This is a genomic window from Nocardia sp. NPDC050718 (assembly GCF_040654235.1).
Classification (GTDB): Bacteria; Actinomycetota; Actinomycetes; order Mycobacteriales; family Mycobacteriaceae; genus Nocardia.
The window spans coordinates 35657-61489 of record NZ_JBFAHQ010000010.1 but is presented as its reverse complement, the minus strand read 5'-3'; the positions used below and the strand labels follow the sequence as shown (position 1 = coordinate 61489).

The following is a 25833-nucleotide window of genomic DNA, read 5'->3' as shown; positions in this document are numbered from 1 at the left end:
GTGGTGAACCTGCCTTGTGGTGAGGTTGTGAACTGCTTCTATTCAATGCGACATGGTCCTTTCGCCGTAGACGGAAACCATCAGGGACTTGCCTATTCCTCTACTGTCGCCGAGGGCGATCAATAGTTAGTTGCATAATGCAAGTAGTGTGTATATGGTTGGTTAGCGCAAGCAACTATTTGCAGGTGGGAGTTGGCATGGCAGTGTCACCCGAGACGGCTCGAGGCCTGATCAGGGAGCTCTATTACATGGGCCGAGCGATCCGCGCTACGCTCGCGCACCCTGACGAGGGGGACCTGCTTCCCGGTGGTGTCGGCGTGCTGGGCTCACTCGAGGCCAGGGGGCCGTCGCGGCAGGTGGATCTGGCCGCGGACTTGTGTATCAGCCAATCGACACTGAGCAGGCATGTAGCCGAGCTGGTGAGCTCGGGCAATATCGCCCGCCACGCCGATCCCCTCGACGGCCGGGTCACCCTCATTCGGATCACCGACCAGGGCAGCGATCTGCTGCGGCGCGTCCGGGAGTCGCGGGCGCGAGGATTGCGAACCGCGCTGGCCGATTGGACCGAAGTCGAGGCCGAGCAGGCCATCGCGGTCGTCCAGAAGCTGAGGAATTCACTGGCGGCCGCTCCGCCCCACATCGCGGTGGGTGAACGCCGACCGGTATCGACAGAAAGTCAGGAAATGGATGTCTAGTTCAGCCGAGACCGAGACCGGGCGTGCCCCTGCCGCGATGACGCACCGTCAGGTCTTGGAGGCGATGACGGGACTGCTGGCGGCGCTGTTCACGGCGTTGCTCAGCACCACGATCGTGTCGACCGCGCTGCCGACGATCATCGGGGACCTGGAGGGGTCGCAGACCGCGTACGCCTGGGTCATCACCACGGCGTTGCTGGCCAACGCCGCGTCCACCCCGATCTGGGGCAAGTTCGCCGATCTGTTCAACAAGAAGGTGCTGGTCCAGTCGGCCATCGTCATCTTCGTCATCGGTTCGGTGATCGCGGGTTTCGCGAGCACCGTGCCGATCCTGTTGGCGGCACGCGTCGTCCAGGGCATCGGCATGGGTGGACTGACCGCACTCGTCGTCGCGATCATCGGTTCCATCGTCTCGCCGCGGGAACGTGGCCGCTATTCCGGCTACATGGGCGCGGTGATGGCGGTGTCGATGTCGGGCGGGCCCATCCTCGGTGGCGTCATCGTCGACAGCCCGCTCGGCTGGCGCTGGTGCTTCTTCGTGTGCGTGCCGCTGGCTGTCATCGCCCTGCTGCTGTTGCAACGAACCCTGCGGTTGCCCACCGAACGCAAGGAGGGTGTGTCGATCGACTGGTTCGGTGCCGCCTTGCTGACCGCGGGTGTGTCGGTGTTGCTCATCTGGGTCTCGTTCGCCGGGAAGGCGGGCTACTACGACTGGTTCTCCCGCGAATCGGCTCTGTATGTCGGTTCGGGTGTGCTGCTGCTCGTCGCGACCGTTGTGGTCGAATCGCGGGTCAAGTCACCGATCATCCCGCTGTCGATCGTCACCGAACGCACCACCGGCTTGGCGATCGTCGCCTCGATCGCTGTCGGCGTCGGCATGTTCGGGTCGACCACCTTCCTCGGCCAGTATTTCCAGACCGCGCGCGGCTACTCGCCGACGATGGCCGGCGTCCTGACGATCCCCCTGGTGATGGGCATGCTCGTCGGGTCGACCGGTTCGGGACAGCTGATCACCCGGTTCGGGAAATGGAAGTCGTTCGTCGTCACCGGCGGCGCATTGCTGGTGGCCGGGTTCGGGCTGCTCTCGACACTCGATCACGCCACCGATCTGTGGCTCGTCGGCATCTACATCGCCGTCGTGGGGCTCGGCGTCGGCATGCTGATGCAGAACCTGGTACTGGCCGTGCAGAACACGGTGAGCGTGCACAATATCGGCGCCGCGTCCAGCAGCGTCGCGTTCTTCCGCACGTTCGGCGGCGCGATCGGCGTCTCGGTGCTCGGCTCGGTCCTGGCCTCCCGGGTGACCGAACTGTCGGCGGAAGGTTTCGCCCAGCTCGGCGTGACGAGCGGCGGTTCCGCCGGTGGCGGCAGCCTGAATCTCCATGCTCTGCCTGCACCGGTCGTCACGGTCGTGCGCGCCGCCTACGGTGATGCGACCGGTCGGATCTTCCTCATCGCCGCGGGTGCCGCGGTTGTCGCGCTCCTGGCGACGGCCCTGCTGCCGAACCGTCCGCTGCGCAACACGATCGACATCGATCCTGCCCTCGACCCGATGGCGAAAGCTTCTGCGTCGCAAGCTGAGACGACCGATCCGCTCGATGCCGAACTGGCTGCGCTCGCGGAGTCGGACTGGGACGGGAAGCAGGTCTGGCAAGGCGCCGAGCGGGTGCTGTCCGAGGCCGAACCGGTGCCGACGGCGGCGGTCGGGCGGCATGCGACAGCCGAACAGAACGGTCATCGGGCGGCCGCGATGGATGCGTCGGCGCGGGCCGCGCTGCCGACCGGCGGGTTGTCCGGCGCGGGCAGCGGCGTGGTGGACGGTCGTGTCCGCCGCGAGGACGGCCAGCCGCTTTCGGGTGCGGTGCTGACATTGATCGATCAGAACGGCCGTCAGGTCGCGCGGACGAGCAGTGCCGCCGATGGTGGTTACGCGATCAGCGCACCGACGTCGGGCGGCTACGTCCTGATCGTGTCGGCGATGGGACACCAGCCGACCGCCGTCAACGTGTCGGTCGGCGAGCGACCCCAGCGAGTGGACCTGAGCCTGGTCGGCTCCGGTGAGCTGACGGGTGTCGTCCGGACCGCCGGCCACGGTTCGCCGTTGCCGGGTGCCACCGTCACTGTGACCGACCCGCGCGGTGAGGTGATCGGCGCCGCTGTCACAGGTGGCGACGGCGCATACGCGTGCCACGGCGTGGTCTCGGGTGTCTATACCTTGGTCGCGGCCGCGGAGCATCGGCGTCCCAGTGCGATCACCGTGACGGTGCCCGACAGCGGCGTGCTTCGCCAGGACATCGAGTTGTCCGCGATGTCGGTACTCACCGGATCCGCCCTGGCCGACGACGGCAGGGCCGTGCCCGACGCACTGGTCAGCGTCCTCGACGCCGCGGGGGAGGTGACGGCGACAGCGCGCACCGACGAGAACGGCCGCTATGTCGTGGCCGATCTGCTCGAAGGGGAGTACACCGTGATCACCCGTGGCTATCCGCCCGTGACCGATCGGGTCAGCGTCTCCGGGGCCGAGGTCGCTCATGACGTGCGGCTCCGCTACGAGCCCGGGAACCGCTGATGAGTGGGTTGACCGGTCGTGTCCGCACGGCGGCGGGCTGGCCGGTGCCGAACGCGGTGCTGACGGTGACGGATATGTCGGGCCGTCAGATCGCCCGCGGGGAGGCCGACGAGACCGGGTCTGTGAGTACCGACCCACTGCCCGCGGGAATGCACACCGCCGTGCTCACCGCGGTCGGGTTCGAGCCGGTCGCGCGGATCGCACAGATCTCCGCGACGGGAACCGGTGCGCTCGGTGAGGTGGTGCTGGCGGCGGCGACGGTGACCTCGCCGCCGCCGGGGCGGTGGACGATCGATCCGGCGCATTCGACGGTGATCGCCACCGCGCGTCACCTGGGTATCGCCGGCATCAAGGCCCGATTCGCGCAGGTGAGCGGGCGACTCGATATCGCAGAGCCGTTCGAACGGTCCACGGGGCACGCCGAGATCGTGGCGGCGGGCATCGATACCGGCGTCTCGATGCGCGACGATCATCTGCGCTCACCGGAATTCCTCGATGTCGAGCGCTATCCGACGATCACGTTCACCGGTCTCGGGTTGCGCCGCACCGGTGCCGACACCTGGGTGATGCCCGGTGACCTGACCCTGCACGGGCAGCGCCGCCCGATCGATCTCGCAGTGACCTACGGTGGCTCCGGGCAGGATCCGTGGGGTGGCGTGCGGGCGGCGTTCCACGCCGAAACACTGTTGCACCGCAACGATTTCGCGATCGACTACAACGCGGTGGTACGCGCGGGAGTGGCTGCCGTCGGCACCACCGTCAAAATCGAACTCGATGTCGAGGTCGTGCAAGGCGAACGACTACCCGAAATGTAGCTCGAGCCTTGCCTACCCGGCACCAGGGAGCGCGGGCGAGACCGGCCATCTCGCCGCGCACTGCCCAGGGACTTGTCGAGCGCTACGACAGAACGGCGACCTCGGCCGGGGTAGCGTGCTCGCCCAGCTCGGTTTCCTCGTTCGGGATCGAGGTGCGGATCAAGTGGTCGAACGCGCCGAGGGCCGCTGTCGCTCCGGCTCCGGCGGCGACGATGATCTGTTTGAACGGGGTCGTGGTGCAGTCGCCCGCCGCGAATACTCCGGGAGCGGACGTTCGCCCGTGGTCGTCGACGACGATCTCGCCGCGCGGGGTGAGATCGATGGTGCCGGTGAGCCATTCGGTGTTGGGCAGCAAGCCGATCTGGACGAAGACGCCGTCCACGGCGAGTGAATGCCACGCCTCGGTCGTGCGGTCGGTGTAGGTGAGGCCGGTGACTTTGGCACCGTCGCCGACGACCTCGGTCGTCATCGCATTGAGCAGGATCTCGACGTTGGGCAGGCTGCGCAGCTTGCGCTGGAGTACCTCGTCGGCACGCAGCTCGGCGTCGAATTCGACCAGGGTCACGTGGGCGACGATCCCGGCGAGATCGATGGCGGCTTCGGCGCCGGAGTTGCCGCCACCGATCACCGCGACGCGTTTGCCCTTGAACAGGGGGCCGTCGCAATGCGGGCAATAGGTGACACCCTTGTTCCGGTATTCGGATTCCCCGGGAACATTCATCGACCGCCACCGCGCACCGGTCGCGACGATCACGCTGCGCGAGCGCAGACGCGCACCGCTCGCGAGCTCCACCTCCGCCAAGCCACCTTCGGCGGTGGCGGGGGACAGCTTCGTCGCGTTCTGCGCGTTGACGATGTCAACGTCGTAGTGGCGGACGTGGTCTTCCAGCGCGGCGGCGAACCGCGGGCCCTCCGTGTAGGGCACCGACGCGAAGTTCTCGATTCCCATGGTGTCGAGCACCTGGCCGCCGAAGCGCTCCGAGACGACGCCGGTGCGAATTCCCTTCCGCGATGCGTAGATCGCGGCCGTGGCTCCCGCGGGTCCGCCGCCGACGACGAGCACGTCGAAGGGCTCCTTCGCCGAGAGGGCAGCTGCGGTGCGTTCGACCGACCCGGTGTCGAGCCGGTTGACGATCTGTTCGAGGCTCATCCGCCCGGAACCGAACGGTTCACCGTTGAGGAATACCGTCGGCACCGCCATGATCTGGCGGTTGTCGATTTCGTCCGGGAACAGCGCGCCGTCGATCGCGACGTGCTTGATGCCGGTGTTCAGCACGCACATCAGGTTCAGGGCCTGAACGACGTCTGGGCAGTTCTGGCAGGACAGGGAGAAGTAGGTCTCGAAGGTCCATTGCCCCTCGAGATCTCGTACCTGCGCGAGCAGGTCCGCGGCCTCTTTGGAGGGGTGCCCGCCGACCTGCAACAGGGCCAGCACCAGGGAGGAGAACTCGTGTCCGAGCGGGATTCCGGCGAACCCCACCTCGATGTCGGAGCCGGTGCGACGGACGACGAACGACGGCCGGCGCGCGTCGATGCCGCTGCGGTGGTGGGTGACCAGATCCGACATGCCGGCGATCTCGTCCAGGAGCTCGGCCAGTTCTGTGGACTTGGGGCGGTCGTCGAGGGTGGACACGAGCTCGATCGGCTGGGTCACCTTCTCGAGCAGGGTCTTCAATTGGCGTGCGAGCGAGGTCTCGAGCATGCGGGTCTACTCCGGACGTTGAGAGTTGAGGCGGGGCACGGGAGTCGGGTCCCGTGCCACCGGGGCAGCTGCGGTCGACGAATCAGATCTTGCCGACGAGTTCCAGCGACGGGGCGAGAGTGTCGTCGCCCTCTTCCCACTTCGCCGGGCAGACCTCGCCCGGGTGCGAGCGAACGTACTGTGCGGCCTTGACCTTGCGCAGCAGCTCGGCGGCGTTGCGGCCGATGCCCTCGGCGGTGACCTCGGTGAACTGGACGACGCCGTCCGGGTCGACCAGGAAGGTGCCGCGGTCGGCGAGGCCCTCGTCGTCGCGGAGCACCTCGAAGGCGGTGCTGATCCGCAGGGTGGGGTCGCCGATCATCGCGTACTTGATCTTGCCGATGGTGTCGGACGACGCGTGCCACGCCTTGTGGGTGAAGTGGGTGTCGGTCGAGACGGAGAAGACCTCGACGCCCAGACGCTGCAGCTCGTCGTAGTGATCGGCGAGATCACCGAGTTCGGTCGGGCAGACGAAGGTGAAGTCCGCCGGATAGAAGAAGAAGATCGCCCATTTGCCCTTGATGTCCTCGTCGGAAACGCTGACGAAGGCACCGTCTTTGAACGCCTCCGCGGCGAAGGGCTTGATCTTCTTGTTGATCAGCGACATGGAAGTGGCCTCATTCCGAACGGTAGTGGGATCTTTCGATTCCCGAAGCTATAGATCGCCGATTGATAGCACTAATCAAAGTATGCGAGCCTACTGATAGTCCGAGCCAATAAGGGCTGGCTACGTAATCTTGAATAGATCCAGTTAAGGTGAAAGGTGTGACGGAGATCTCGCGCGCGGCTGCCGGACCGTGCGCCGTCCTGAACGCGAGGTCCTGGCTCGGGTGCGCACGTGATTGATGCCACGCTTGCTATGCAACTGGTTGCATATCGGTCGGTGTGGCTCCTATCGTGCAGGAACTGACGTTCGCCCGGCGGCCCGCTCGCCGGTCCGTCCTGCCTTTCGGAGGATTCAATGGCACTGCCCCCGCAGCTTTCCGGCCGCCTGTCCCTGCCCGTGGTCGCCTCGCCGATGTTCATCGCGTCGGGCCCCGAACTCGTCATCGCCCAGTGCCAGGCCGGGATCGTCGGATCGTTTCCGGCGCTGAACGCGCGGCCGGCATCGCTGCTCGGCGACTGGCTCGATCGCATCGTCGAGGAGAACGCGGCGTTCGCGGCGGCGAATCCGGAGGCGGTGGTGGCGCCGTTCGCGGTCAATCAGATCGTGCACCGCTCCAACGATCGGCTCGAGCAGGATATGGCGGTCATCGTCGAGCACGAGGTGCCGATCGTGATCAGTTCGCTGGGTGCGCGGACCGAGATCAACGACGCGGTCCACTCCTACGGCGGGCTCGTGCTCCACGACGTGATCAACAACCAGTACGCGCGCAAGGCGATCGAGAAGGGCGCCGACGGGCTCATCGCGGTCGCCGCGGGCGCGGGCGGGCACGCCGGGACCCAGTCGCCGTTCGCGCTGATCCAGGAGATCCGGACCTGGTTCGACGGTCCGCTGCTGCTGTCGGGCTCGATCGCGCACGGCCGGTCGATCCTGGCGGCGCAGGCCGCGGGCGCCGACCTGGCTTACATCGGCTCGGCGTTCCTGTCGACGGCCGAGGCCAACGTGGTGCCCGGCTACCGGCAGATGATCGTCGACTCCACCGCGGCCGACATCGTCTACAGCAATCTTTTCACCGGCGTGCACGGGAACTACCTGCGCGGCAGCATCGTCGCCGCGGGGCTGGACCCCGACAACCTGCCCGAGTCGGATCCCTCGCAGATGAACTTCGGTTCCTCCGGTACCGATGCCAAGGCCTGGCGCGATGTCTGGGGTGCGGGTCAGGGCATCGGTGCCGTCACCGAGGCCGGGTCGACGGCCGATCTCGTGGCGACCCTGCGCAGACAGTACGAGCAGGCTTGCGGCGATCTCGCGGCCACGGTCGATCACCTCGCCGGCGCGGTGGTGCCGGCCCGCTAACGGCCCGCTGTCGCGAGTGTCCGTCGGCTCAGCATCGAGCCGGCGGACACTGGCCTCGTGGTCACTCGCCCTTCAGGCCGTTGCCTGCGGGCGTGGCTCGGCGGAGTCGATCTCGGCGCTGCCGGAGCTGCTCCAGCGCCGCGTATATTTCAGCCGATGCACGCGTTCGACGAGCGACAACCATCGATCTCGCGGTGGTCTGGCACAGGGCGTATGCGTCCCGGTGTGCTCGAGATCGAGGGTCCGCTGGGATGTCTGCCGCGACATGCACATCACTCCGTGCAGGTGGCCGTCGCGCACCAGGGGACGTTCGTCATCGAGGATCGCGAAGGCAAGCGGCGACGGACGAACGCGGCGATCGTTCCCGCCGACCAGCCGCACGCGTTCAGCGCCACCGGGGCCTGGGGCGTCGTGGCGCACGTCGAGCCCGAGTCTTCGCTGGGCGCCGAGCTGATCGAGCTGGTGGACGATCCATCCCACTCTCTCGCCTGGCATCAGGCAGGACAGATCCTGACCCAGGGCCACACTGCGTATGTGGAAGGGCGCCTGCGTTCTCCCGGAAACACCTCGCACCCACTGCATCCGGGCGTCGCCGCTGCGCGCGACCGCCTGCAGACCGAGCTGGACTCACGACCCATCCGGCTGCGCGACCTCGCCGCGACCGTCCATCTGTCGGAGAGCAGGCTGTCCCATCTCTTCGCCGAGGAGCTCGGCATCACCTTCCGGGCGTATGTCAGATGGCTCCGACTGCTCCGGGCGACCGCGGCGGTCGCCCAGGGCCGGACGCTCACCGAGGCTGCGCATCTGGCGGGGTTCACCGACAGCTCCCACCTCACCAGGACATGTCGCCGAACCTTCGGCGCCCCGCCCACCGCGTTCAGCACGATCCGTTGGGAGATCCTGCCGATGTAGCAGGTTGGTCCAATCCTGGACATCGGGAAACGACGAGGCTCGAGCAGACCGGAAAGGAACTGCTCGTGAACACATCACCCCTCGTCGACTCCTTCACACCGGATGGTGGCGGCCCCCGACTCACCTCACTGCACTGGGTCCCGAGCGGGCCCGCGCGTGCCAGTGTCGTCATCCTGCACGGTCTCGGCGAGCATGCGGCCCGCTACGACAGCACGGCTCGGCTGTTCACCGCGGCCGGTTTCTCCGTGCTCGCGATGGACCACGAAGGATTCGGGCGATCCGACGGACGCCGCGGCGACGTCCGCTACGAGTCGACGGCGCGGGCCGTGGACCATCTCATCGCACACGAGCGTGCCCGAACGGGCGGTGCACCGGTCGTGCTGTACGGGCACAGCCTGGGCGGGCTCTACGCGTTCCTCTACGCGGCGGACCGGCCGGGGGCGGACGTGGCCGCGGTGGTGGCGACCGGACCCGCCTTCGACTCGGAGCTGCGCAACCAGCGTCTCAAGGTGGCCGTGGTCAGGAGCCTCGGCCGCGTCTTCGCCACCCTGACGGTGCCGAACGGGCTGCGGTTCGAGCGGGTCAATCGCGACCCCGCCGTCGTCGCCGAGCGGTACGCCGATCCCTTGGTCCACGGGCGAGCGACGGCACGCTTCGCGATCGATGTTCTGGCACAGATGGATCGGGTGTCATCGGCTGCCACCCGAGTCTCCGCACCACTGCTCGTGGTGCACGGCGACGCCGATCTGATCAATCCGATCTCCGCCAGCCGCCGGGTGGTCGACCTCGTGCCGTCGGCGACACTGCGGACCTGTCCGGGCGTGTACCACGGGGTGGAGGACGAACCCGAGGGGCCGGTCATCCTGGCCGAGGTCATCGCATGGATCGACCGGACCCTTCGCGGTGAGGGGAGCCTGGGGTAATCACTTCGGAGAGTTCTGCTGCTTTCGCGACTTCATGCTTCTGAGGTGCATGAAGCCGCGAAAGCCATTGCGGCACTTAGGTACCTGCTTCCAAACAGTTCACGCTTACTGCCGCGCTCGAACGGTTTCAGCCGGCATGGTCGCCGAACGTGCGGTGCGGGGCCAGGTCCAGGCGTACCGCAGGATGAGGACGAGAAGGACCACTTCCAAGACGACGCCGAGGCCGTAGAAGTACAACCAGGACTCGCCCGTCACGTTGAACGCCGTGACGGGGATGTAGAGCGAAGCCACGACGAGGTTGGCGACGCGGCTCACCCCGGCGGGCAGCGTCATCGACAGGAAGATCATGAAGATCGGGACGGCCATGAGGGTCAGTGCCGTGGTCGAAAAGGTCTGGGAGAGATCGAATTCGAAGACCTTGCCGGCGAGGATCTCCTGGATGACGCCGGGCGTGAAGAAGTTGAGAATGTCCACGTAGGCGTACAGGAACATGAAGCTCGTCCACGCTGCGGCGAGCTTTGCTCGCACCGGCATCGGCTGGTCGTCCAGAGTGGTGGGTTGATGTGTGCTCATCGTGGGCTCCGTTGTCGGGCGGATCGGTAGGTCCACGATCGCCGAGCCCGACGCCGGGCACACCGGCCCGGGGGCCGGAGTTCGCCTGGCCGATGGCATGATCTCCGTCTCGTACTTTCGGCGGGTCCGCCGAGGCGCGCCGATCCCTATGCTGAAGCCGTGGTCACCCTCCGGCGCTCCCTCTGGCATGAGCCGCGGCCCGGTGACGCCCCACCGATCGGTCGGCTCGATTGGCTGATGGTGGGCGTGTTCGCGGCCGCCGCCGCGGTCGAGAGCATCGTTCGGCCGGACCTGGCCTGGCGACCCCTGGTAGCGGTGCTCGCCGTGGCGCTGATACCCGCCCTGCTCTGGCGGCGAAACCACCCGCTGCCGGCCGCCCTGGTCGGCTGGGCTGCCGCCGGGCTGCTCTCGGTCCTGCAGCTGACCGCGCATGCCGGGGACCTGGGCCTCTACGCCATGATGGCCGACTTGATCCTGCTCTACGCCTTGGTGCGGTGGGGCTCGGGCCGGGAGATCGTCGTCGGGACGACGTTCGTGGCCGTCGTCGTCGCACTGGGGATGTACGCCTCCTCCGCGGGCTGGGCCGACGTTTTCGGCGGCACCGTCCTGTTGCTGTTGTTCGTCGCCCTGGCGGCGGTGTTCCGCTACCGCGCGGACCTCTGGCGTCGCCAACAGCGCGAGGTCCGCAATCAGGAACGGGTGGCGCTGGCGCGCGAGCTGCACGACACCGTGGCCCACCACGTCTCGGCCATCGCGGTGCAGGCGCAGGCCGGGCGCGTGGTCGCAGCCGTCCAGCCGGAGAAGGCGGTCGAGGTCCTGGCCGCGATCGAGTCCGAAGCGTCGCGAACCCTGGCGGAGATGAGGTCCATGGTGCGGGTGCTGCGTGCGGAGGAACCCGTCGCCTACGCACCGCAACCGGGTGTCGCGGACCTGCCCGCCCTGGCGCGTGTCGACGCGACGCCCACCGTCGAGATCTCGCTCGACGGTTCGTTGACCCGGCTGGCACGACCCGTGGACGCCGCGCTCTACCGGCTCGCCCAGGAGTCGCTGACCAATGCCGTCCGGCACGCCCGCAGCGCGACCCGCGTCGGGATCGCCGTATGCCGGGAGGGCGACACCGTCAGGCTGAGGGTCAGCGACGACGGACAGGCCGAGCCGGGGCCGGTCCCGAAGCCCGGATTCGGCCTGCTCGGCATGGCCGAACGCGCCCAGCTCCTGGGCGGATCACTTGCCGCCGGGCCGGGGCCCGACGGTGGTTGGGTGGTCGAGGCGGTGCTGCCCGTGGAGGCGCCGACATGAGCATTCGCGTGGTCGTCGCCGACGACCAGGACCTGGTCCGGACCGGGCTGGTGATGATCCTCGGCGCGCAACCCGACCTCGAGGTCGTGGGGGAGGCGGTCGACGGGCTCACAGCGCTCGACCTGGCGACCCGGCTGCGTCCCGATGTGCTCCTGGTCGACATCCGGATGCCCGGGCTCGACGGCATCGAGGTGACGCGACGCCTTGCCGGGCCAGGCGTCACGGACCCGATGGCGGTCGTCGTGATCACCACCTTCGACCTCGACGAGTACGTCCTCGGCGCGCTGCGCGCCGGCGCCCGCGGCTTCCTGCTCAAAGACGCCGGGCCGGAGCTCCTCGTGCAGGCCATCCACGCGGCGGCCGACGGGGACGCGCTGATCGCCCCCAACGTCACCCGCCGGCTGCTGGCGACCTTCGCCGACCAGACGCCGGTGGTACCGGTCCAGCCCATCGACCCGCTCACCGAGCGCGAGGAAGAGGTGCTCGCGCTGGTGGCACGCGGCCGGACGAACGCCGAGATCGCCACCGAGCTCTTCGTCGGCCTGAGCACGGTCAAGAGCCACGTCGCATCGTTGATGGGCAAGCTCGGCGCCCGCAACCGCGTCGAGATCGCGATGTGGGCATACGACACCAGACGTGTGCGAGCCGACTAGCGGCGGAAGTCGGGTAGGGGCTTTTTCAGGGTGGATTTCCGGGTCTTTCCGGGATCCGGAGATCGAAACTGATTGTTACGGTCCGTGCATGAACCGAGATTCCCGCTCTCCGACAACGAATTCCGGTCCGCGTGACCGGTTGTCGACGTCGCGGTCGAAGCGACAGTGGGTTGGCAGTGATTCCGTTGTCAGAGGTGGGCAGTCGTGACGACAGTTCGTGCGCGCCGCGGTTCTCCCGGATCGACTGGCACCGATGTCGCGTGGTTCTTCACGATCGCCATCGCGCTGTGTTACGCGCTTTCGGTTCCGATGGTCTTTCGGCTCGTCTCCACGGATTTCGACAACCTGATCGTTCCGATCCTGCAACTGACCCCGCTGCTCGCCGCGGTCATCCTGTGGCTCGCCCGGCGACCCGGAACCTTCCGGCAGACCTTCGCCACCGGGTGGCGCGGCACACCCAGGTGGGCCGGTATCGGCATCGGCCTCATCACCGTGATCGCCGCCATCCAAACGAGCATCGCACTGGCCGTGGGGATCTGGCCGCTCAACCCGCTCGACCAGATCCTGATGGCGACGGTGTGGGTCGTTCCGGTCTTCGTCCTGCAATCGGTCTTCGCGATCGGCGAAGAATTCGGCTGGCGCGGCTGGCTGGTGACCCGTGCCTCGTCCTGGGGTTTCTGGCCGCTGGCCCTGGTCAGCGGTGCGGTCTGGATCGTCTGGCACCTGCCGGTGCTCGCTGTCATCGGTGACCGCCCACCGTGGGACATCGTCATCTATTTCGCGGGCATGCTGCCGTGGGCGCCGCTGCTGCTCGCCCTTCGCTGGCGGTCGGGCAGTGTCTGGCCGGCGGTCTTGACGCACGGAGCGATCAACAGCGTCCGGGTGTTCCTGCTGCAATCGGTTCCCGATGCGACAGATCATCTGCTCATCGAAGTGATCGGCTGGGTGCTGACACTCGCCGCCGCGGCGTGGCTGATGCGCACGAGCCCGGCGCCGGTCGTCCAAGGAACCAAGGAAGCTCGCGTCCTTCCACGGCACGGCGGTGGCGAGGAGCGGGTATCCCAGCGACCCTGACGAGGCCTGCGGCGTGATCGCCGATTCCACGCGATCGCGCCGCCGAGGTCGTGCTCCTTGGTGTTCCTGCGACGCGGGCGGCCCAGAAGCGCATGCCCGCAGCCAGGTACGGTCAGACCGTCATCCCGCAGCCACTGCGGACCGCGTCGGCATCCCGTCCCGTAGCGGTGTCTCTGAGGTCCAAAGGGATTCTCTCCGAATCGAATTCCTCACCTGAGTCGTCACAGTGCCGACGTTCAGGTCGTCTTCCCGGTCGACATTTCGCCGGTGGCGATGTGCTCCAACCGGCGCGTGGTGGCGAGGAGTGCGTCGATGAAGTGTCGACGCTCGGGGAGGGTGGCTTCGGTGCGCAGCGGGCCGATCTGGACTTCGAAGAGGGCGCGGTTCTCGGTGGTGAGGACGGGCGCGCTCAGGTAGCCGAGTGACAGCGACTCGGGGGAGTGCAGGTCGTGCTCGGTGTGCGCGCTGCCGGTGACGTCGCCGAGCAGGCCGAGGACCCGGCCGCGCAGTTCATCGGTGGCGGGGCGGTCGCCGAGGTGGTCGACCACGTCGGAGAGGACCCGCAGCGCGGTGAGCGCGCCGGGGCGCAGGCTCCAGGCGCAGAAGCCGGTGGTGCGGATCGTTTCCAGAACGCCACGGAACTCGGCGCGCCGCTCCGGATCGCCGCGGTCGAGCCATCGGTTCTGCGCCGCGTTGGGGGCGTGCGCGAGGAGGGTGGCGCCGGCGGGTGGGAGCAGCGGGATCCGGGTCCCGTTCTCGATGCCAGCGGGAATCAGCCCCTGGCCGCCGGTGACCGCGACGAAGGTGAGTTCGTCGCCGTTCAGCACGGTGAGCGCGGCGCCACAGCCGACGCGGGCGGCCAGGCGTTCGAGTTCCGCGCCGACCGCGGTGCTCTCGACGAGGGTCGCCGGTGCCGACAGCCCGACCCGCGACAGACCGGGACCCAGCTGGTAGGCCAGATCGGGCTGTCGCCGGACCCACCCGTGCCGGTCGAGCGTGGACAGGATGGCGCCCACCGTCGACCTGCTCAGTTCGAGCGACTGGGCGATCTCGGCCGCCGAGAGCGCGGTGCCGCGGGCGGCGAGGAGTTCCACGACCGCGACCACCCGGCTGGTGGGCGGTGAATCATCCTGGGGACGAGCCGAATCCGATCGCATCTCGCCCCCTCCCGGATCGCAGGCCACCGATCGACTCCGATGATCGCATACGCCCCTCAGCGTGGTGCTATGCGGAACAGGCCACTCATCGTGCCCTGGTAGAGGGTTCGATCGGGGGTGATGGTGCCGACCATCTGCAGGGTGTTGTGGACGGCCGTCGCGCCGATCAGCTTCTCGGTGTCGATGCGCCCGGAGGCGGCGTCGATGACGGTGTAGCGGAAGTTGTCGGTCACCCCGACGCTGCCGGTCGGGATGATGGTGTGCCGGGTGACGGTGTAGATCTTGCCGTCGGCCACCGAGAGCCGGGGCACCGCGGCCGAGAGCGCCTTGTTGGTCCACACCACCCGGCAGTCGGAGCCGATCACGTCGACCCGCACCATCCCACCGGTGAACGCGGCATCGGCCGGTTCACTCGGGCCCGCGCCTTCCGGAACAGCCGGGTACGGGTAGCCGTAGGTCCCGGCGACGAACAGGCTGTTGCCTGCGCCGATGGGGGAGTTCTCGGTGCCGTCGACCGTCGGCACCGCGCAGACCCGGTGGCCGGTCGCGGTGTCGAAGACGAGCAGGTTCTCCTTCGGGACGGCGTTGTCGGTGATCGCCAGGTATTCGGTGCCGGTACCGGGGCCGAAGAAGGTGGGCGTGGCGCCGGTGCCCCAGGACAGCTGGCCTGGTTTACGGGCCGGGCCGCGGTCGTAGGCCTGCCGCCACACCACCCGGGGGTTACCGGAGCCGTCCACGTCGACGAGGTACAGCGCGTGCGTGGTGGCGATGGCCACGCCGTCCGGCGCGGTGGAGATGCTGTTGGCGACCTGTTCGCCGGGACCGAGCACGATCGAGCGGACCGCACCGGTCGCGGGGTCGGAAAAGCCCGCCGCGGCGTTGTCGGTGGCGAACCAGACCCGGCCGTCGAAGTCGGGCATCACCGAGCTGACCGCGTCGCAATCCCCGCCGCCGCAGTGCCCGGTCACAGCCTGGGAGATATCGGTCGCGGATTCGATGAAGACCGTCCAGTCGTCGCCGTTCCTGCGGTGGCCGATGCGCAGCAGCTTGCCGCTGCCGTCGACGGTGACCATGCGGTCGCTGCTGTCCAGGTAGGCGTAGACGCCGCCGAGGAGGCTGCCTTTGGTGAGGTCCAGCGACGCGAGCGGCCGGCCGTTGGCCGGATCGAGCAGGAAGACCTTCGGGGCCCGGTCGATGATCTTGGTGCACAAGGCCTGCGGTAGCCCGTCGGCACCTTGGAGGATGGTCGGGCACGCCGCGGCGAGCTCCCGAAAATCGCTGTCGATGTTCCCCGCTCCGGGACCAGCGAACGGTGTGGCGTCGGAGGATTCGGCGTCGCCGTGCATCGTGGCCGTGCCCGGGGGGCCCAGGTGCGGGTTCGCCGGCGGCAGTGAACCGAAGCCCGCCGCGGCGGTGCCGGTGCTGACTGTCAACAGTGCTGTCATGCCGATCGCGGCCGCCGTGGCGGCGCGACCCATTCGCTCGAACACGGGCGACTCCCTGGTTGTGCAGTGCCGACGGGTTCGCCCGATCGGGAGAACTCCGCCCTTCGACGAATATTCGGAGGCATTGGTTCGAATATTCGGATGGGAGTAGAGGTTAGGGGCCGGGGGAGCCGACCGCAAGAACGAATTCGCTCAGGTGATCAGGCGGCCCTGGGAACCGGTGAGATCCTAGGATGGCGCGCGGGCCCGAGATGGTGGGCGCCGTCGAGATCGATGAGGAGCCGGTTGTGTCGGACACCTTTGTCGTTGCCGCCCGAATTCCTATGGGGCGGGCGGCATTCGAACAGTGGCTGGAGACCCCGGTGCCGGGCCCGGAGGTGATCGAGAACCGCGGCGCGATGTATGACCGGTGGTTCTGGGACGGCAAGGCGCCGGAGTGGGGTCAGGCCGAGGAGGGGATGACACCTCGGGAGTATCTCGCCGACTGCTTCGGGGAGGACGCCGGTGGGCTGACCTATGTCCTGCGGTATCGGGAGGGAGCGCTCGAGGCGTATCTGATGCACTTCGGGTTCTGCGAGTCGAACATCTATACCGCGCTGGTGATGCTCGCCGCGGCAGGGCGCTCGAGCTCCGCGGTGGTGCCGAGCGCGGTGTTGTTCTGGGCCGAGACCAGCGGGGCGATGTTCGCGGCCGATTCGGACGGCTGGCTGGCGACCTTGTCGGTAGGTGTCGACGGGGCGCGGTTCACCGCCGACATCGATCTCACGGCGACGATCGCGTCCTTGCGGACGGCCGAGGCGAGCTATTTCGAATTGCTCGACCGATTGGCCGAAGAAGAGGAATCCGCAGGCGCCGACGGCGATTCGAATTTCGCCGCGATCGCCCGTGATCCACGATATGTGGATGCCGCGGTCCTCGTCGAGACCTGAGCAGAAGGCATCGGGTGCCATAGGGGTGTGTGGTATTTTACCCACCTAACCTGAAGGCATCGCCGATATGCTGGGAGGTCTAGACGTGGACGAGCAGACCCTGCTGCATCTGGCAGCCGATGAACTCGCTGTTCGATCACTGCGGTATCGCGAGATCGACATTCTGGATTATGTCCCGTCACAGCCCGATCGCGCGCTGCTCTGCCCGCCCGGGGCTGTTCGAGTCTTCGTCGCCGCTCAGGGCGATCCGATATTGCAGCGCGTTCGCGACATCGCCATTCGCCACCATGACGGCGATGTCGACATGGTCGAAAACGAGATCGTGCCCCGGTTCGTGGACCGTAAGAGACTTTCGGTCTATCAGGCCTGGCGTTTGCTCCAGCGCTCACCTGTCTTCGCGACAATTCGATACGGTGGCAGAACTCTCGCGACCAACGTTTTCCCGCCACCGGATCTCGGCGTGGTCATTCTGGACAATCCCTACAACGGTGGGGAACTGAGTCCGTCGCATCTGACGCTGATCGAGCACCGGCTGGACGAGTCCGACGCGGCGCTGGAGGCGGTCGCCCTCCGGCACGCGCCACCGTTGACGCCGGCCGAACGCGCCGCGTTGACGCAGGTGCCGAACGACCAGCTGGAGGCCAACCTCACGATCAACGGGGATTGCTGTCCGAACGGCACGTTCATCATGGTCACGGCCGTGGCCTTCACCACCGCGATCTGTTGTGCCGTCAGCGTCCCGCCGGTACAGATCGAACAGCACCTGTCCGACGCACAGGTCCAGAAATTGGGCCCCGCCGCGACGGCGAGAGAACTTCTGGATATCCGACGTGAAGCTCTCGGGCACGTGCACTGAACCGACATGGCCATAGACGATCTGGTCTTCGCCCTGCTCGCCCTCCTGCTGCTGACCTGGTTCGCCATATCGGTGATCTGTCAGATACCCCGGAGTGTGGAGAAATGGGAAGCCGGCAGACTGGAACACTGGTTTCGCGCGCACGACGTGCTCGGGCTGCTCCCACGGTGGCATTTCTTCGCCCCCTCGCCCGCCACAGATGATCTGCATCTGCTCTACCGCGATCTCTCGGTGGACGGACAGCTGGCGCCCTGGCGCGAGATAAGCCCGCGCAAGCCCGTGAAATGGCTGGGTGCGGTGTGGCATCCCGGCCGAAGACAGAACAAGGCGATGATCGACATCACGCTGGAATTGTTGAAAGACGGTCTGTCGCTGAACGGTGACACCGACCGGATTCAGACCACGCTGTCCTATATCGCGATGCTCAACTTCGTCTGCAGTCTTCCCCGGGATCGTCGTGCGCAGGCCACCCAGTTCCTCATCATGCGGTCGAAGGGGTCCGACGAGAATCCGGAACACCAGGTGCTTTTCGTATCGGCCATGCATCCGGGCGGACCGGCGGTCATGCGAGAGGCGACGAGTCGATGCTGAGCAGCACCGACGCGCTGCACCTGTCCGCGGCGATCGGGTCGGTCGCCGTGATCATCGGATCGCTGGAGCGACTGGCGACTCCGCGGCTGCTCGCCGACGGTGCCCTGGCCAGCTGGCCGGTCTCGGCGACGAGCTTCCCGTTGCTGACCACGAAGTCCTTCCAGCGCAGCGTCGGACAGCTGCTGGTCTATCCGAGGGTGCTGGGTCTGGTCGCGGCCTGCTTGGCCAGCGGGATCCTGTTGGTCCTGCGCCCGTCCTCGGCCCTCAACGTCGTGGCTGCCGCCGTGATCGCCGTGACCTACATCCTGCTGGGCATCCGCTCGCGTTTCGGGGGCGACGGGGCGGATCAGATGACCGTCATCGTTTTCGCTGCGCTGGCTCTGGCCTTCGGCGTGGGGCAGGCTCGCGCCGACGAGATCGTCCTGTGGTTCCTGACGGCACAGGCATGTCTGGCGTACTTCACCGCGGGGGTGGCGAAGCTGGCGGGCCCGCTGTGGCGCAGTGGCGCTGCATTGCCCGAGGTGCTGGCGACACAGTCCTACGGGCACCCCTGGGCCGGGCGGGTGCTGGCTCGTCATCGCGGTGTCGCGGTGGCGATGTGCTGGTCGGTCATCGCGTTGGAGTGCGCTTTTCCGCTGGTCCTCCTCGGTATCCCGGCGTTGACCTACGCACTGCTGATCGGCGGAGCGCTACTGCACCTGGGAACTGCCTTCGTCATGCGCTTGACGACCTTCTTCTGGGCGTTCGTCGCCACCTACCCGGCGATCATCTTCTGTGCCACTGCCCGGGGCCGGTGAGTGCGGCGGCCCGCGCACCCGGCTTCTCCGCCCAGACCGTGGCGCCGAGAGTCTCGGTCACCCAGCCCGTTCCGGGCCTGCGCACGGCCGATACCCGCACGGTATCGGTCGTGCGCAACCGGTCTTGGACGGCAAGCGCGAGCCGGTGCTGGAGTGGAAGTGATCGGATCGACCGTCAGGCAGCTGATGGCTCGAGGGACACCATCCAGCATCGGAGTCGACCATGCCCAGTTACCACCATCCAGACCCTGTCGTCGAGATCGCCGACGTGCAGGAGCTGGCGCGCGATGTGCTCGCGATTCCGAATCGCGGGGTCGATCTCGTGCCGAACATCGGCGTGATCGGTGGCACGCGTGCGGTGCTGGTGGTCGACACCGGGATGGGACCGCGCAACGCCGAGAAGGTGCTCGCCTTCGCCGCCGAACAGGCCAAGGGGCGCGAACTCTATCTGACGACCACGCATTTCCATCCCGAGCACGCGTTCGGCGCCCAGGTATTCGCCGGGGAGGCGACCTACTTGGTCAACCGGGCCCAGGCCGAGGACCTCGCGCACAAGGGCGAGAGCTACCTCGCGATGTTCCGGCAGCTCGGCGAACCGGTGGCTCGTGAACTCGAGGGCGTGGAACTCACCGCGCCGGACCAGGTGTACGACGGCGTCTTCGAGCTGGACCTGGGCGGGCGCGTCGTGCAGTTGCGTCCGACCGGTCGCGCGCACAGCCGAGGCGATCAGGTCGTGGTCGTTCCCGATGCCGGTGTGCTGCTCACCGGTGATCTCGCCGAAGCGGGTCAGTTCGCGATCTTCCCGTGGTTCCCGCCCTACGACACCGACGTCTCCGGGGTGGCCTGGATCGCGGTGATGGAGCGACTGGCCGCCGAAGCACCACGGGTGGTCGTGCCGGGACACGGTGCGATCGGCGATGCCCAGCTGCTGGCGGACGTGCGCGACTATCTACGTGAGCTGCGGGACGAGACCTGGCGGCGACGCGATTCGGCGATGAGCGAACAGGACATCGCCGAGGAGGTCCGCGCGCTGATGATCGAACGGCATCCGGACTGGGCGATGCGGGAGTGGATCGAGCGCGGTGTCGGTTGCCTGTGCGCCGAACACGCACGTCACCACACGTCGGCGAACACCGTGCCCGGCGCGGCAGGCTGAGTCCGGCGCCGGCCGCCCAAGGTGTCTCCGGTAACCGGCTCACCACCCACTTGCGGCAGGCGGGAGCGCACGGCATCGGACACGACGGCCTCACCGCGCTGATGACTCTGCTGGCGGCCTACATCGGCTACCCGCGGGCCTCCGTCGTGATGGAAGCCATCGAGCGCGCCGCCGACTCCGACCTCCACCACGGGGACGATCGGTGACGAGTGAGCTGATGTCGTCCCAGAGGTCGGCCAGGCCTGCCACGTTCAGCCACTGAGCACGGTGGCGAAAGTCGTCCTTCCGTCGGAACAGCGAGGGTCAGACGGGTCGTTCGGCAGTGAGGAAGGGCATCATGAGGTCGAGCAGTTCGTGCGGCCTGTCCAGCGGGATCATGTGACCGCAGTCCGGAATGACCTGTCCTACAAGATCATCCGTAATTGGCCGGAGCTGCCGCTCCAGCGCGTCGCCGACGGGGTGGGCCCCGATCGCCAGCGTGGGTGCGGTGAGACGATGAGCCGCCGCGGCGAGTTCGAGCTGATGTGCGCTGGCCGGAAGTGCGCGGTAATAGGAGAAGGCGCACCGGAGGGCGTCGGCTCCGGCGTAGGCCTCGACGAACGCGTCGTGGATATCGGCCCGCACGCCCCGGCCCCGGGTGCCGGCGGCAAGAAACCACTCGACATAGCGCGCCTCGTTGCCGAGCAGGACCGTTTCGGCGAGACCGGGCATGGCGTGGAATCCGAACCACCACGGCGGACCCGCGGCGAGGAAGTCCTCGGCACCGGGGAGCCTGCCCAGCAGCGCCTCCATGACCACCAGCCGTCGTACCCGGTCGGGGTGGCGCAGGGCGAGCAGAACCGCCACCGGGGTGCCCGCATCGATCGCGACTATGTCCGCGCTGGGTTCGCCGAGTGCATCGAGGATCCCGGCGATATCGGCGGCCAGCGCGCCCGCGTCGTAGCCGTCCGGCGCCCGGGTGGTGGCGCCGATCCCACGGAGGTCCGGGGCGATCACCCGGTAGTGCGTGGACAACGGGCCGATGATCTCGCTCCACACGCGCCAGGTGTGCGGAAAACCATGCAGCAGAACGATCGCGGGGCCGGAGCCGGCCAGGGCGACGTTGGCCTGGATGCCGTTGGTCTCGATCAGGCGCAGCTCGACGGTGGCGGTGTGGAGCGGTGGCGTGTGGGCCATGGAACCCTCCCGATGGTTACCATTAGTTACCAGGCAACGGTAGGTAACCGAGATTGCGCTGCCAAGAAGGCACTTCGACGACAGGTGGTGAGGTCCAGGTGACCACTCGATCAGCGCAGACGCCGGTTCGCGGTGACCTGTTCGATCGCGAATGCCCGACCCGTCAGCTGCTGGACCGCATCGGCACGAAATGGACATCGATGGCGGTCAAGGTGCTCGCGCAGGCCGCTCCGGGCGAGGTCCGGTTCGCCGAGCTGCGGCGACGCATGCCCGGGGTGTCCCAGAAGATGCTGTCGGTGACGCTGCAGAATCTGGTCCGGGACGGTCTCGTCACCCGCCGGGTGGAGCCGACGGTGCCACCGCGCGTGCACTATCGGCTCACGGAACTGGGACTGTCCCTGGAGGTTCCGCTGGCGGCACTGCGCAGCTGGGCCGAGGATCACATGGCCGAGATCGACCACGCCAACGCCGTCGACGACGACGCACGAGCCGACCCGTCTGCCACCACGTAGATTCCCCATGCCCACACCTCACTGACCGAACCGGCCCGGTCTGGGCGGCCGTCGACGTGCTACGCGGGCTGGGCGCGCCCTCGCGGCTGAGCTCCGGCGACGACCGCAACGCCGACGCGGCCGCCGTCGACGTCGAGGACGGTGCCGTGCACGAACGCCGCGTCGTCGGAGGCTAGATAGACTGCCGCGGCGGCGATGGCATCGGGGCGACCGGTGGCGCCCGCCGGGGTCCCGTGCATCATGGCCGCGGCCACCTGCTCGATCGCGGGATCGCCGTCGGGCGCGAGGATCACGCCCGGGGAGATCGCGTTCACCCGGATGCCGTCCGGCCCGAATTCCGCCGACCACGCGCGGGTGAGCGTTTCCAACGCCCCCTTGGTGGAGCTGTACAGCGCGCCGGAGCCGACCCCGAGCCGGGCCACCCAGGAGCCGAGGTTCACGATGACGCCGCCGCCCGCGTCGATCATCCCGGGGACCAGCGCCTGGGTCAGGAAGAACGGCGCCTTGACGTTCACGCCGTACATCCGGTCGAAGGTGTCGTCGTCGACCATGAGCGTGGTCGCGCGCGGATAGATTCCGGCATTGTTGACCAGGATGTCCAGCCGCCCGCCCGCCGCCTCGACGGCCGCGGCGGCCAGTGCGCGGCTGGCGGCGGAGCTGCCGTCGAGGTCGGCGCGCACATAGTCCGCGGTGCCGCCGTCGGCCCGGATCCGCTCGACCACGGCCGCGCCGCGCGCTCGGTCACGTCCCGACACGATGACGTGGGCTCCCTCCGCGCCGAACGCCAGCGCGATGGAACGTCCGATATTGCTGGTGGAACCGGTGATCAGCGCCGTCTTTCCGCGCAGTCGCTGTGCCATGGAATTGCTCCTTGCGAGTGTCGAATCAGGTTGTGTGTCAGTTCATTCCGGCACTCTGGCGCGACTTCCACGCCAGGAGCGCCGCCTGGGCGAGGAAGAAGACGCCGCCACCGGTGGCGTAGACGGACAGCACGTGCAGCGACGGCGAGTCGCCCGCCGCCTGGGCCAGGTAGGTGAGCCCGACCAGGAAGGACAGGCCACCGGAAATCAGTGTCGGCCACTGCTTGCCGAAGACGGGGCCGCGCCGACGCAGGCCGACCACGAGCTGCGCCGCACCCGACACCACCGCCCAGGCTCCGAACACGCCCAGCACCGTGCCCACACCGCCCACGGTTCCGGCGACGCCGAGCGCGACGGCGACGACCGCGCTCAGGCAGCCGTTCAGTGCCGTCACCCGGCGTTCGGGTCCGTCGGGCATCTCCTGGTAGTCGATCAGCGACGACACGGCATCGATCAATGGATAGGCGACGAGCAGCGCCACGGCCACCACGCCCAGGATGTCGCCGACGGCGGCGAAGGCGAGCGCCCACCCGATGGCCAGCACACCACGGCCCAGCGAGAGCCGGATCAGCGACGACCGTTCCGTCGTCGAAACAGGCTGTACTGCGGTCTTGTTCATAGACTTTCCGTTCGATCGAGATGGCGCCTGCCCAGAATTTCGCGGGGGCCGGGGCCGCGGCCGTGCAGTACAACGGTCTCCGACCAGATCAGCATCGCGATCGGACCGGTGACGAAAAGCGCTGCGATGAAAGGGCGTTCGGTCATTGCGGCCTCCTGGCTGCTGTTTCGCCGCTCACCGGCAGCGCGGGTGCGGCGAGCACGAAGTCGCGCACCGCCTCGGCGAAGCGCTCGGGTTCCTCGAGGTGTCCCAGATGGCTGCTGTGCTCCAGGACCACCAGCCGCGAATCGGGAATGCGGTCGTGCAGTTCCTGCGCCCAGCGCGGCCCGCAGATCACATCGAAGCGGCCGACCACGACCAGGGTGGGCACGGTGAGCGCGGGCAGGTCGGCGCGGTCGTCGACGAGATCGGACGCGCCGAGCGCGTCCAGCCCCGAGATGTACCCGGCGCGCAGCGCGTCCCGGACCGCGGCCCAGCGGGGTTCGTCGCCCCAGTAGTCGGCGAGGTAGGCGGGCAGGATGCCCCGGGCGACGGCGAGGGTCTGCACATCGTTCGAAATCTCCTGCATCGCACCGAAAGCGGCGAGGATGTCGGGCAGTTCGGGGCGGCCCGCGTGCGCCGTGACGAAGTCGCGCAGCCGCCGCGCCGCCTCGGCGCCGTGCTCGGGCCCGGTCACCGGCGCGCCCTCGTACAGGATGACGCCCGCGAGCTGGGTCGGGTGGTGGATCGCGTGATAGGCGGCGACGAACGCGCCGTGCGAATGCCCGAGCAGATACACCCGCGCGACGCCGAGCTGGTCGACGATGCGGCGCAGCGCCGTGCTGTAGCGCTCGCGGGTGTAGCCGTTCGGGTGGGTGGGCAGCCTGCCGGACTCGCCAGTTCCCAGCGCCTCGATGTACACCATGGTCAGGTGCTTTTCGAGGGCGGGCATGCGCAGGTATTCCCAGTGGATGCCCGGCCCGCCCGGGTGGACCAGGCAGACCGGTCCACTGCCGTACACGTGGTATCGCTGTGTCACGCCGTCGGAGTCGAAGGCATGGGTGCCGGGTGTCAACGCCGCGGACATCACGCGGCCCGCAGCGGTGCGGCGAAGGACTTGCGCAGCGAGGACGGGCCGACCAGCGGCAGCAGCGCCGCCAGGATCTTGCCCTTGAACGCGGTGGGCGTCCGGGTCAGTTCGACATCCACGCGCGAGCCCTGCGCGGTCGGAGTGGCGCGGAAGACCCAGCCGCCGCCCGCGCCGAAGAGCTTGGAGTCCAGCGTGGTGACGGTGACCGTGTCGCCCGCGGGGTCCCAGTCGTAGCGGGCGCGTTCCCAGGCGGCGGCATTGCCCTCGGTGATCTCGGCCCAGGTCTCGCCCCGGTCGTGCACGACGAAGTGCTCGGCGTCGACGGAGTTCGACCAGGTCTCGGGCCGGGTGGGCCCGAAGTCGGTGAGCACGCCCACGACCTCGGCGGGAGTCAGGGTGGACAGCAGGTGGAAGCGGATCGTTGTCATGGCACAACGATCGCCGCCGGCGACCACCCGCCGAATCTGTCGGATGACGCAGGCGGTGACGTAATCGCGGGTGACTACGTCATGGTCGGCGTCAGATGACAGATGTGGCGACCGGGCGATGCGGCGGAAGGTGGAACCACTCCCACCGCACCGTTCGTTCGAAAGGACCATCGACATGGTCGACATCCGACGCCCGCACCGGATCATCGCGGCGGCCACGGCCGCCGTCGCCGCGGGCGCGCTCGCCGTCGCCTGCACCGCGAGCACCACCACCCAGGCCGGGCCGACGCCGGACGCGCCGCGCCCCACCGTGGTCCTGGTCCACGGCGCGTTCGCGGACGGCTCGAGCTGGAACGACGTCGCCGACAAGCTCATCGCGGACCGGTATCCCGTTGTCGCGGTGGCCAATCCGCTGCGTAGCCCGGCCGCGGACGCGGCGGTCGTGCGCAGCGTGATCAGCCATATCCAGGGCCCGGTGATCCTGGTCGGACACTCCTACGGTGGATCGGTCATCAGCGCGGCCGCCGCGGGCAACGACCAGGTGCGGTCGCTGGTCTATGTGGCGGCCTTCCAGCCGGCCCCGGGGGAGACCGCGCTCGAGCTGACCGGCAAGTTCCCCGGCTCCACCCTGCCCGGCACCCTCGATCCGGTCCCGTTCACCGCCGCGGATGGCAACGCGGGCACCGACCTGTATATCCAGCAGGCGAAGTTCCCCGCCCAATTCGCCGCCGACGTACCCGCCGAGCGCGCCGCGCTGGCCGCCGCCGCCCAGCGCCCGATCGCGCAGGCCGCGCTCGAGGAGAAGGCCACCGTGGCCGCCTGGACCGACAAGCCCAGTTGGGCCGTGGTCACCACCCAGGACCGCAATATCCCGGCCGAAGCGCAGCGGTTCATGGCCGAGCGGGCGCATTCGCGGATCACCGAGGTCGCCGCGTCGCATTCGGTGGCCGTCTCGCATCCCGATGTCGTCGCCGACGTCATCGAACAAGCCGCCGCGACCCACTGACACCGAGTACGAAAACCC

At 68.1% G+C, this 25833-nt stretch carries 28 protein-coding genes and 1 pseudogene; 18 read left to right on the top strand and 11 right to left on the bottom strand.

Annotated features, from left to right (window positions below; all coding sequences use genetic code 11):
• The first annotated feature begins 197 nt into the window (after positions 1–197).
• The 4 genes and pseudogenes from AB0H54_RS30710 to AB0H54_RS30695 all read left to right on the top strand — a co-directional run bounded on the left by AB0H54_RS30710 (position 198) and on the right by AB0H54_RS30695 (position 4079).
• Positions 198–695, top strand: coding sequence for a MarR family winged helix-turn-helix transcriptional regulator (locus tag AB0H54_RS30710; protein WP_357350161.1), 498 nt, complete (start codon positions 198–200; stop codon positions 693–695).
• 37 nt (positions 696–732) lie between these two features.
• Positions 733–2229 (top strand): annotated as a pseudogene (locus tag AB0H54_RS30705) (MDR family MFS transporter); the annotation flags it as partial.
• 18 nt (positions 2230–2247) lie between these two features.
• A complete protein-coding gene (locus AB0H54_RS30700) occupies positions 2248–3264 on the top strand; it encodes a carboxypeptidase-like regulatory domain-containing protein (protein ID WP_357350340.1) in 1017 nt (338 codons plus the stop codon).
• Positions 3264–4079: a YceI family protein gene (locus AB0H54_RS30695; RefSeq protein ID WP_357350159.1), complete on the top strand. Its 816-nt coding sequence runs from the start codon at positions 3264–3266 to the stop codon at positions 4077–4079. Before AB0H54_RS30700 ends, AB0H54_RS30695 begins: the two co-directional genes overlap by 1 nt.
• Before the next feature lie 82 nt (positions 4080–4161).
• On the opposite strand, the gene ahpF is transcribed toward AB0H54_RS30695, so the two are convergent.
• Together ahpF and ahpC are read right to left on the bottom strand one after the other, a co-directional pair.
• On the bottom strand, positions 4162–5781 hold the full coding sequence (gene ahpF, locus AB0H54_RS30690) for an alkyl hydroperoxide reductase subunit F (RefSeq protein WP_357350157.1): 1620 nt from the start codon (positions 5779–5781) through the stop codon (positions 4162–4164).
• Between the two features lie 82 nt (positions 5782–5863).
• Positions 5864–6427: an alkyl hydroperoxide reductase subunit C gene (gene ahpC / locus AB0H54_RS30685; RefSeq protein WP_355272893.1), complete on the bottom strand. Its 564-nt coding sequence runs from the start codon at positions 6425–6427 to the stop codon at positions 5864–5866.
• A 354-nt stretch (positions 6428–6781) separates the two neighbouring features.
• On the opposite strand from ahpC, the gene AB0H54_RS30680 reads away from it, so the two are divergent.
• The 3 genes from AB0H54_RS30680 (at position 6782) to AB0H54_RS30670 (ending at position 9615) form a co-directional block, all read left to right on the top strand.
• Entirely contained in the window at positions 6782–7780 is a 999-nt protein-coding gene (locus AB0H54_RS30680; RefSeq protein ID WP_357350155.1) for a nitronate monooxygenase family protein, read from the top strand.
• 225 nt (positions 7781–8005) lie between these two features.
• On the top strand, positions 8006–8692 hold the full coding sequence (locus tag AB0H54_RS30675; protein ID WP_357350153.1) for a helix-turn-helix transcriptional regulator: 687 nt from the start codon (positions 8006–8008) through the stop codon (positions 8690–8692).
• 65 nt (positions 8693–8757) lie between these two features.
• Entirely contained in the window at positions 8758–9615 is an 858-nt protein-coding gene (locus tag AB0H54_RS30670) for a lysophospholipase (protein ID WP_357350151.1), read from the top strand.
• Positions 9616–9720: 105 nt separating this feature from the next.
• Here the strand turns inward: AB0H54_RS30670 and AB0H54_RS30665 are convergent, their stop codons facing one another.
• Positions 9721–10188 (bottom strand): DUF6326 family protein, encoded by a 468-nt coding sequence (locus tag AB0H54_RS30665; RefSeq protein WP_357350149.1) that lies wholly within the window; start codon positions 10186–10188, stop codon positions 9721–9723.
• 159 nt (positions 10189–10347) lie between these two features.
• On the opposite strand from AB0H54_RS30665, the gene AB0H54_RS30660 reads away from it, so the two are divergent.
• The 3 genes from AB0H54_RS30660 to AB0H54_RS30650 all read left to right on the top strand — a co-directional run bounded on the left by AB0H54_RS30660 (position 10348) and on the right by AB0H54_RS30650 (position 13214).
• The gene (locus AB0H54_RS30660) at positions 10348–11487 is read left to right on the top strand and encodes a histidine kinase (protein WP_357350147.1); all 1140 of its coding nucleotides are present in this window, start codon (positions 10348–10350) and stop codon (positions 11485–11487) included.
• Entirely contained in the window at positions 11484–12140 is a 657-nt protein-coding gene (locus AB0H54_RS30655) for a response regulator transcription factor (protein WP_357350145.1), read from the top strand. Before AB0H54_RS30660 ends, AB0H54_RS30655 begins: the two co-directional genes overlap by 4 nt.
• Before the next feature lie 204 nt (positions 12141–12344).
• Positions 12345–13214 (top strand): lysostaphin resistance A-like protein, encoded by an 870-nt coding sequence (locus tag AB0H54_RS30650; protein ID WP_357350143.1) that lies wholly within the window; start codon positions 12345–12347, stop codon positions 13212–13214.
• Between the two features lie 236 nt (positions 13215–13450).
• On the opposite strand, the gene AB0H54_RS30645 is transcribed toward AB0H54_RS30650, so the two are convergent.
• Positions 13451–14371: a helix-turn-helix domain-containing protein gene (locus AB0H54_RS30645; protein WP_357350141.1), complete on the bottom strand. Its 921-nt coding sequence runs from the start codon at positions 14369–14371 to the stop codon at positions 13451–13453.
• A 56-nt stretch (positions 14372–14427) separates the two neighbouring features.
• The gene (locus AB0H54_RS30640) at positions 14428–15861 is read right to left on the bottom strand and encodes a hypothetical protein (protein ID WP_357350139.1); all 1434 of its coding nucleotides are present in this window, start codon (positions 15859–15861) and stop codon (positions 14428–14430) included.
• A 188-nt stretch (positions 15862–16049) separates the two neighbouring features.
• Between AB0H54_RS30640 and AB0H54_RS30635 the strand changes: the two genes are divergently transcribed.
• From AB0H54_RS30635 to AB0H54_RS30610, 6 genes are all read left to right on the top strand, one after another.
• Entirely contained in the window at positions 16050–16745 is a 696-nt protein-coding gene (locus tag AB0H54_RS30635; RefSeq protein ID WP_357350137.1) for a hypothetical protein, read from the top strand.
• Positions 16746–16830: 85 nt separating this feature from the next.
• Entirely contained in the window at positions 16831–17601 is a 771-nt protein-coding gene (locus AB0H54_RS30630) for a hypothetical protein (RefSeq protein WP_357350135.1), read from the top strand.
• Positions 17602–17607: 6 nt separating this feature from the next.
• A complete protein-coding gene (locus AB0H54_RS30625; RefSeq protein ID WP_357350133.1) occupies positions 17608–18192 on the top strand; it encodes a hypothetical protein in 585 nt (194 codons plus the stop codon).
• Positions 18186–18989, top strand: coding sequence for a hypothetical protein (locus AB0H54_RS30620; RefSeq protein WP_357350131.1), 804 nt, complete (start codon positions 18186–18188; stop codon positions 18987–18989). The genes AB0H54_RS30625 and AB0H54_RS30620 overlap by 7 nt, the downstream gene beginning before the upstream one ends.
• Before the next feature lie 223 nt (positions 18990–19212).
• Entirely contained in the window at positions 19213–20145 is a 933-nt protein-coding gene (locus AB0H54_RS30615; protein ID WP_357350129.1) for an MBL fold metallo-hydrolase, read from the top strand.
• Between the two features lie 50 nt (positions 20146–20195).
• Positions 20196–20351, top strand: a complete 156-nt coding sequence (locus AB0H54_RS30610) for a hypothetical protein (RefSeq protein ID WP_357350128.1) — start codon at positions 20196–20198, stop codon at positions 20349–20351.
• 97 nt (positions 20352–20448) lie between these two features.
• On the opposite strand, the gene AB0H54_RS30605 is transcribed toward AB0H54_RS30610, so the two are convergent.
• Complete coding sequence (locus tag AB0H54_RS30605; RefSeq protein WP_357350126.1) at positions 20449–21321, bottom strand: alpha/beta hydrolase; 873 nt, start codon at positions 21319–21321, stop codon at positions 20449–20451.
• A 98-nt stretch (positions 21322–21419) separates the two neighbouring features.
• Here AB0H54_RS30605 and AB0H54_RS30600 point away from each other — a divergent pair, with 98 nt between their 5' ends.
• Complete coding sequence (locus AB0H54_RS30600; RefSeq protein WP_357350124.1) at positions 21420–21833, top strand: helix-turn-helix domain-containing protein; 414 nt, start codon at positions 21420–21422, stop codon at positions 21831–21833.
• 59 nt (positions 21834–21892) lie between these two features.
• Here the strand turns inward: AB0H54_RS30600 and AB0H54_RS30595 are convergent, their stop codons facing one another.
• From AB0H54_RS30595 to AB0H54_RS30575, 5 genes are read right to left on the bottom strand one after another with little or no spacing between them, the layout of a single operon-like run.
• Complete coding sequence (locus tag AB0H54_RS30595; protein ID WP_357350122.1) at positions 21893–22693, bottom strand: SDR family oxidoreductase; 801 nt, start codon at positions 22691–22693, stop codon at positions 21893–21895.
• Positions 22694–22730: 37 nt separating this feature from the next.
• Complete coding sequence (locus AB0H54_RS30590; protein ID WP_357350120.1) at positions 22731–23312, bottom strand: DUF308 domain-containing protein; 582 nt, start codon at positions 23310–23312, stop codon at positions 22731–22733.
• Positions 23309–23458: a hypothetical protein gene (locus tag AB0H54_RS30585; RefSeq protein WP_357350118.1), complete on the bottom strand. Its 150-nt coding sequence runs from the start codon at positions 23456–23458 to the stop codon at positions 23309–23311. The genes AB0H54_RS30590 and AB0H54_RS30585 overlap by 4 nt, the downstream gene beginning before the upstream one ends.
• Positions 23455–24330, bottom strand: coding sequence for an alpha/beta hydrolase (locus tag AB0H54_RS30580; protein WP_357350116.1), 876 nt, complete (start codon positions 24328–24330; stop codon positions 23455–23457). The genes AB0H54_RS30585 and AB0H54_RS30580 overlap by 4 nt, the downstream gene beginning before the upstream one ends.
• Positions 24331–24377: 47 nt before the next feature.
• Entirely contained in the window at positions 24378–24809 is a 432-nt protein-coding gene (locus AB0H54_RS30575; protein WP_357350114.1) for a hypothetical protein, read from the bottom strand.
• Positions 24810–24984: 175 nt separating this feature from the next.
• Here AB0H54_RS30575 and AB0H54_RS30570 point away from each other — a divergent pair, with 175 nt between their 5' ends.
• Positions 24985–25815: an alpha/beta hydrolase gene (locus tag AB0H54_RS30570; protein ID WP_357350112.1), complete on the top strand. Its 831-nt coding sequence runs from the start codon at positions 24985–24987 to the stop codon at positions 25813–25815.
• Positions 25816–25833 lie beyond the last annotated feature (18 nt).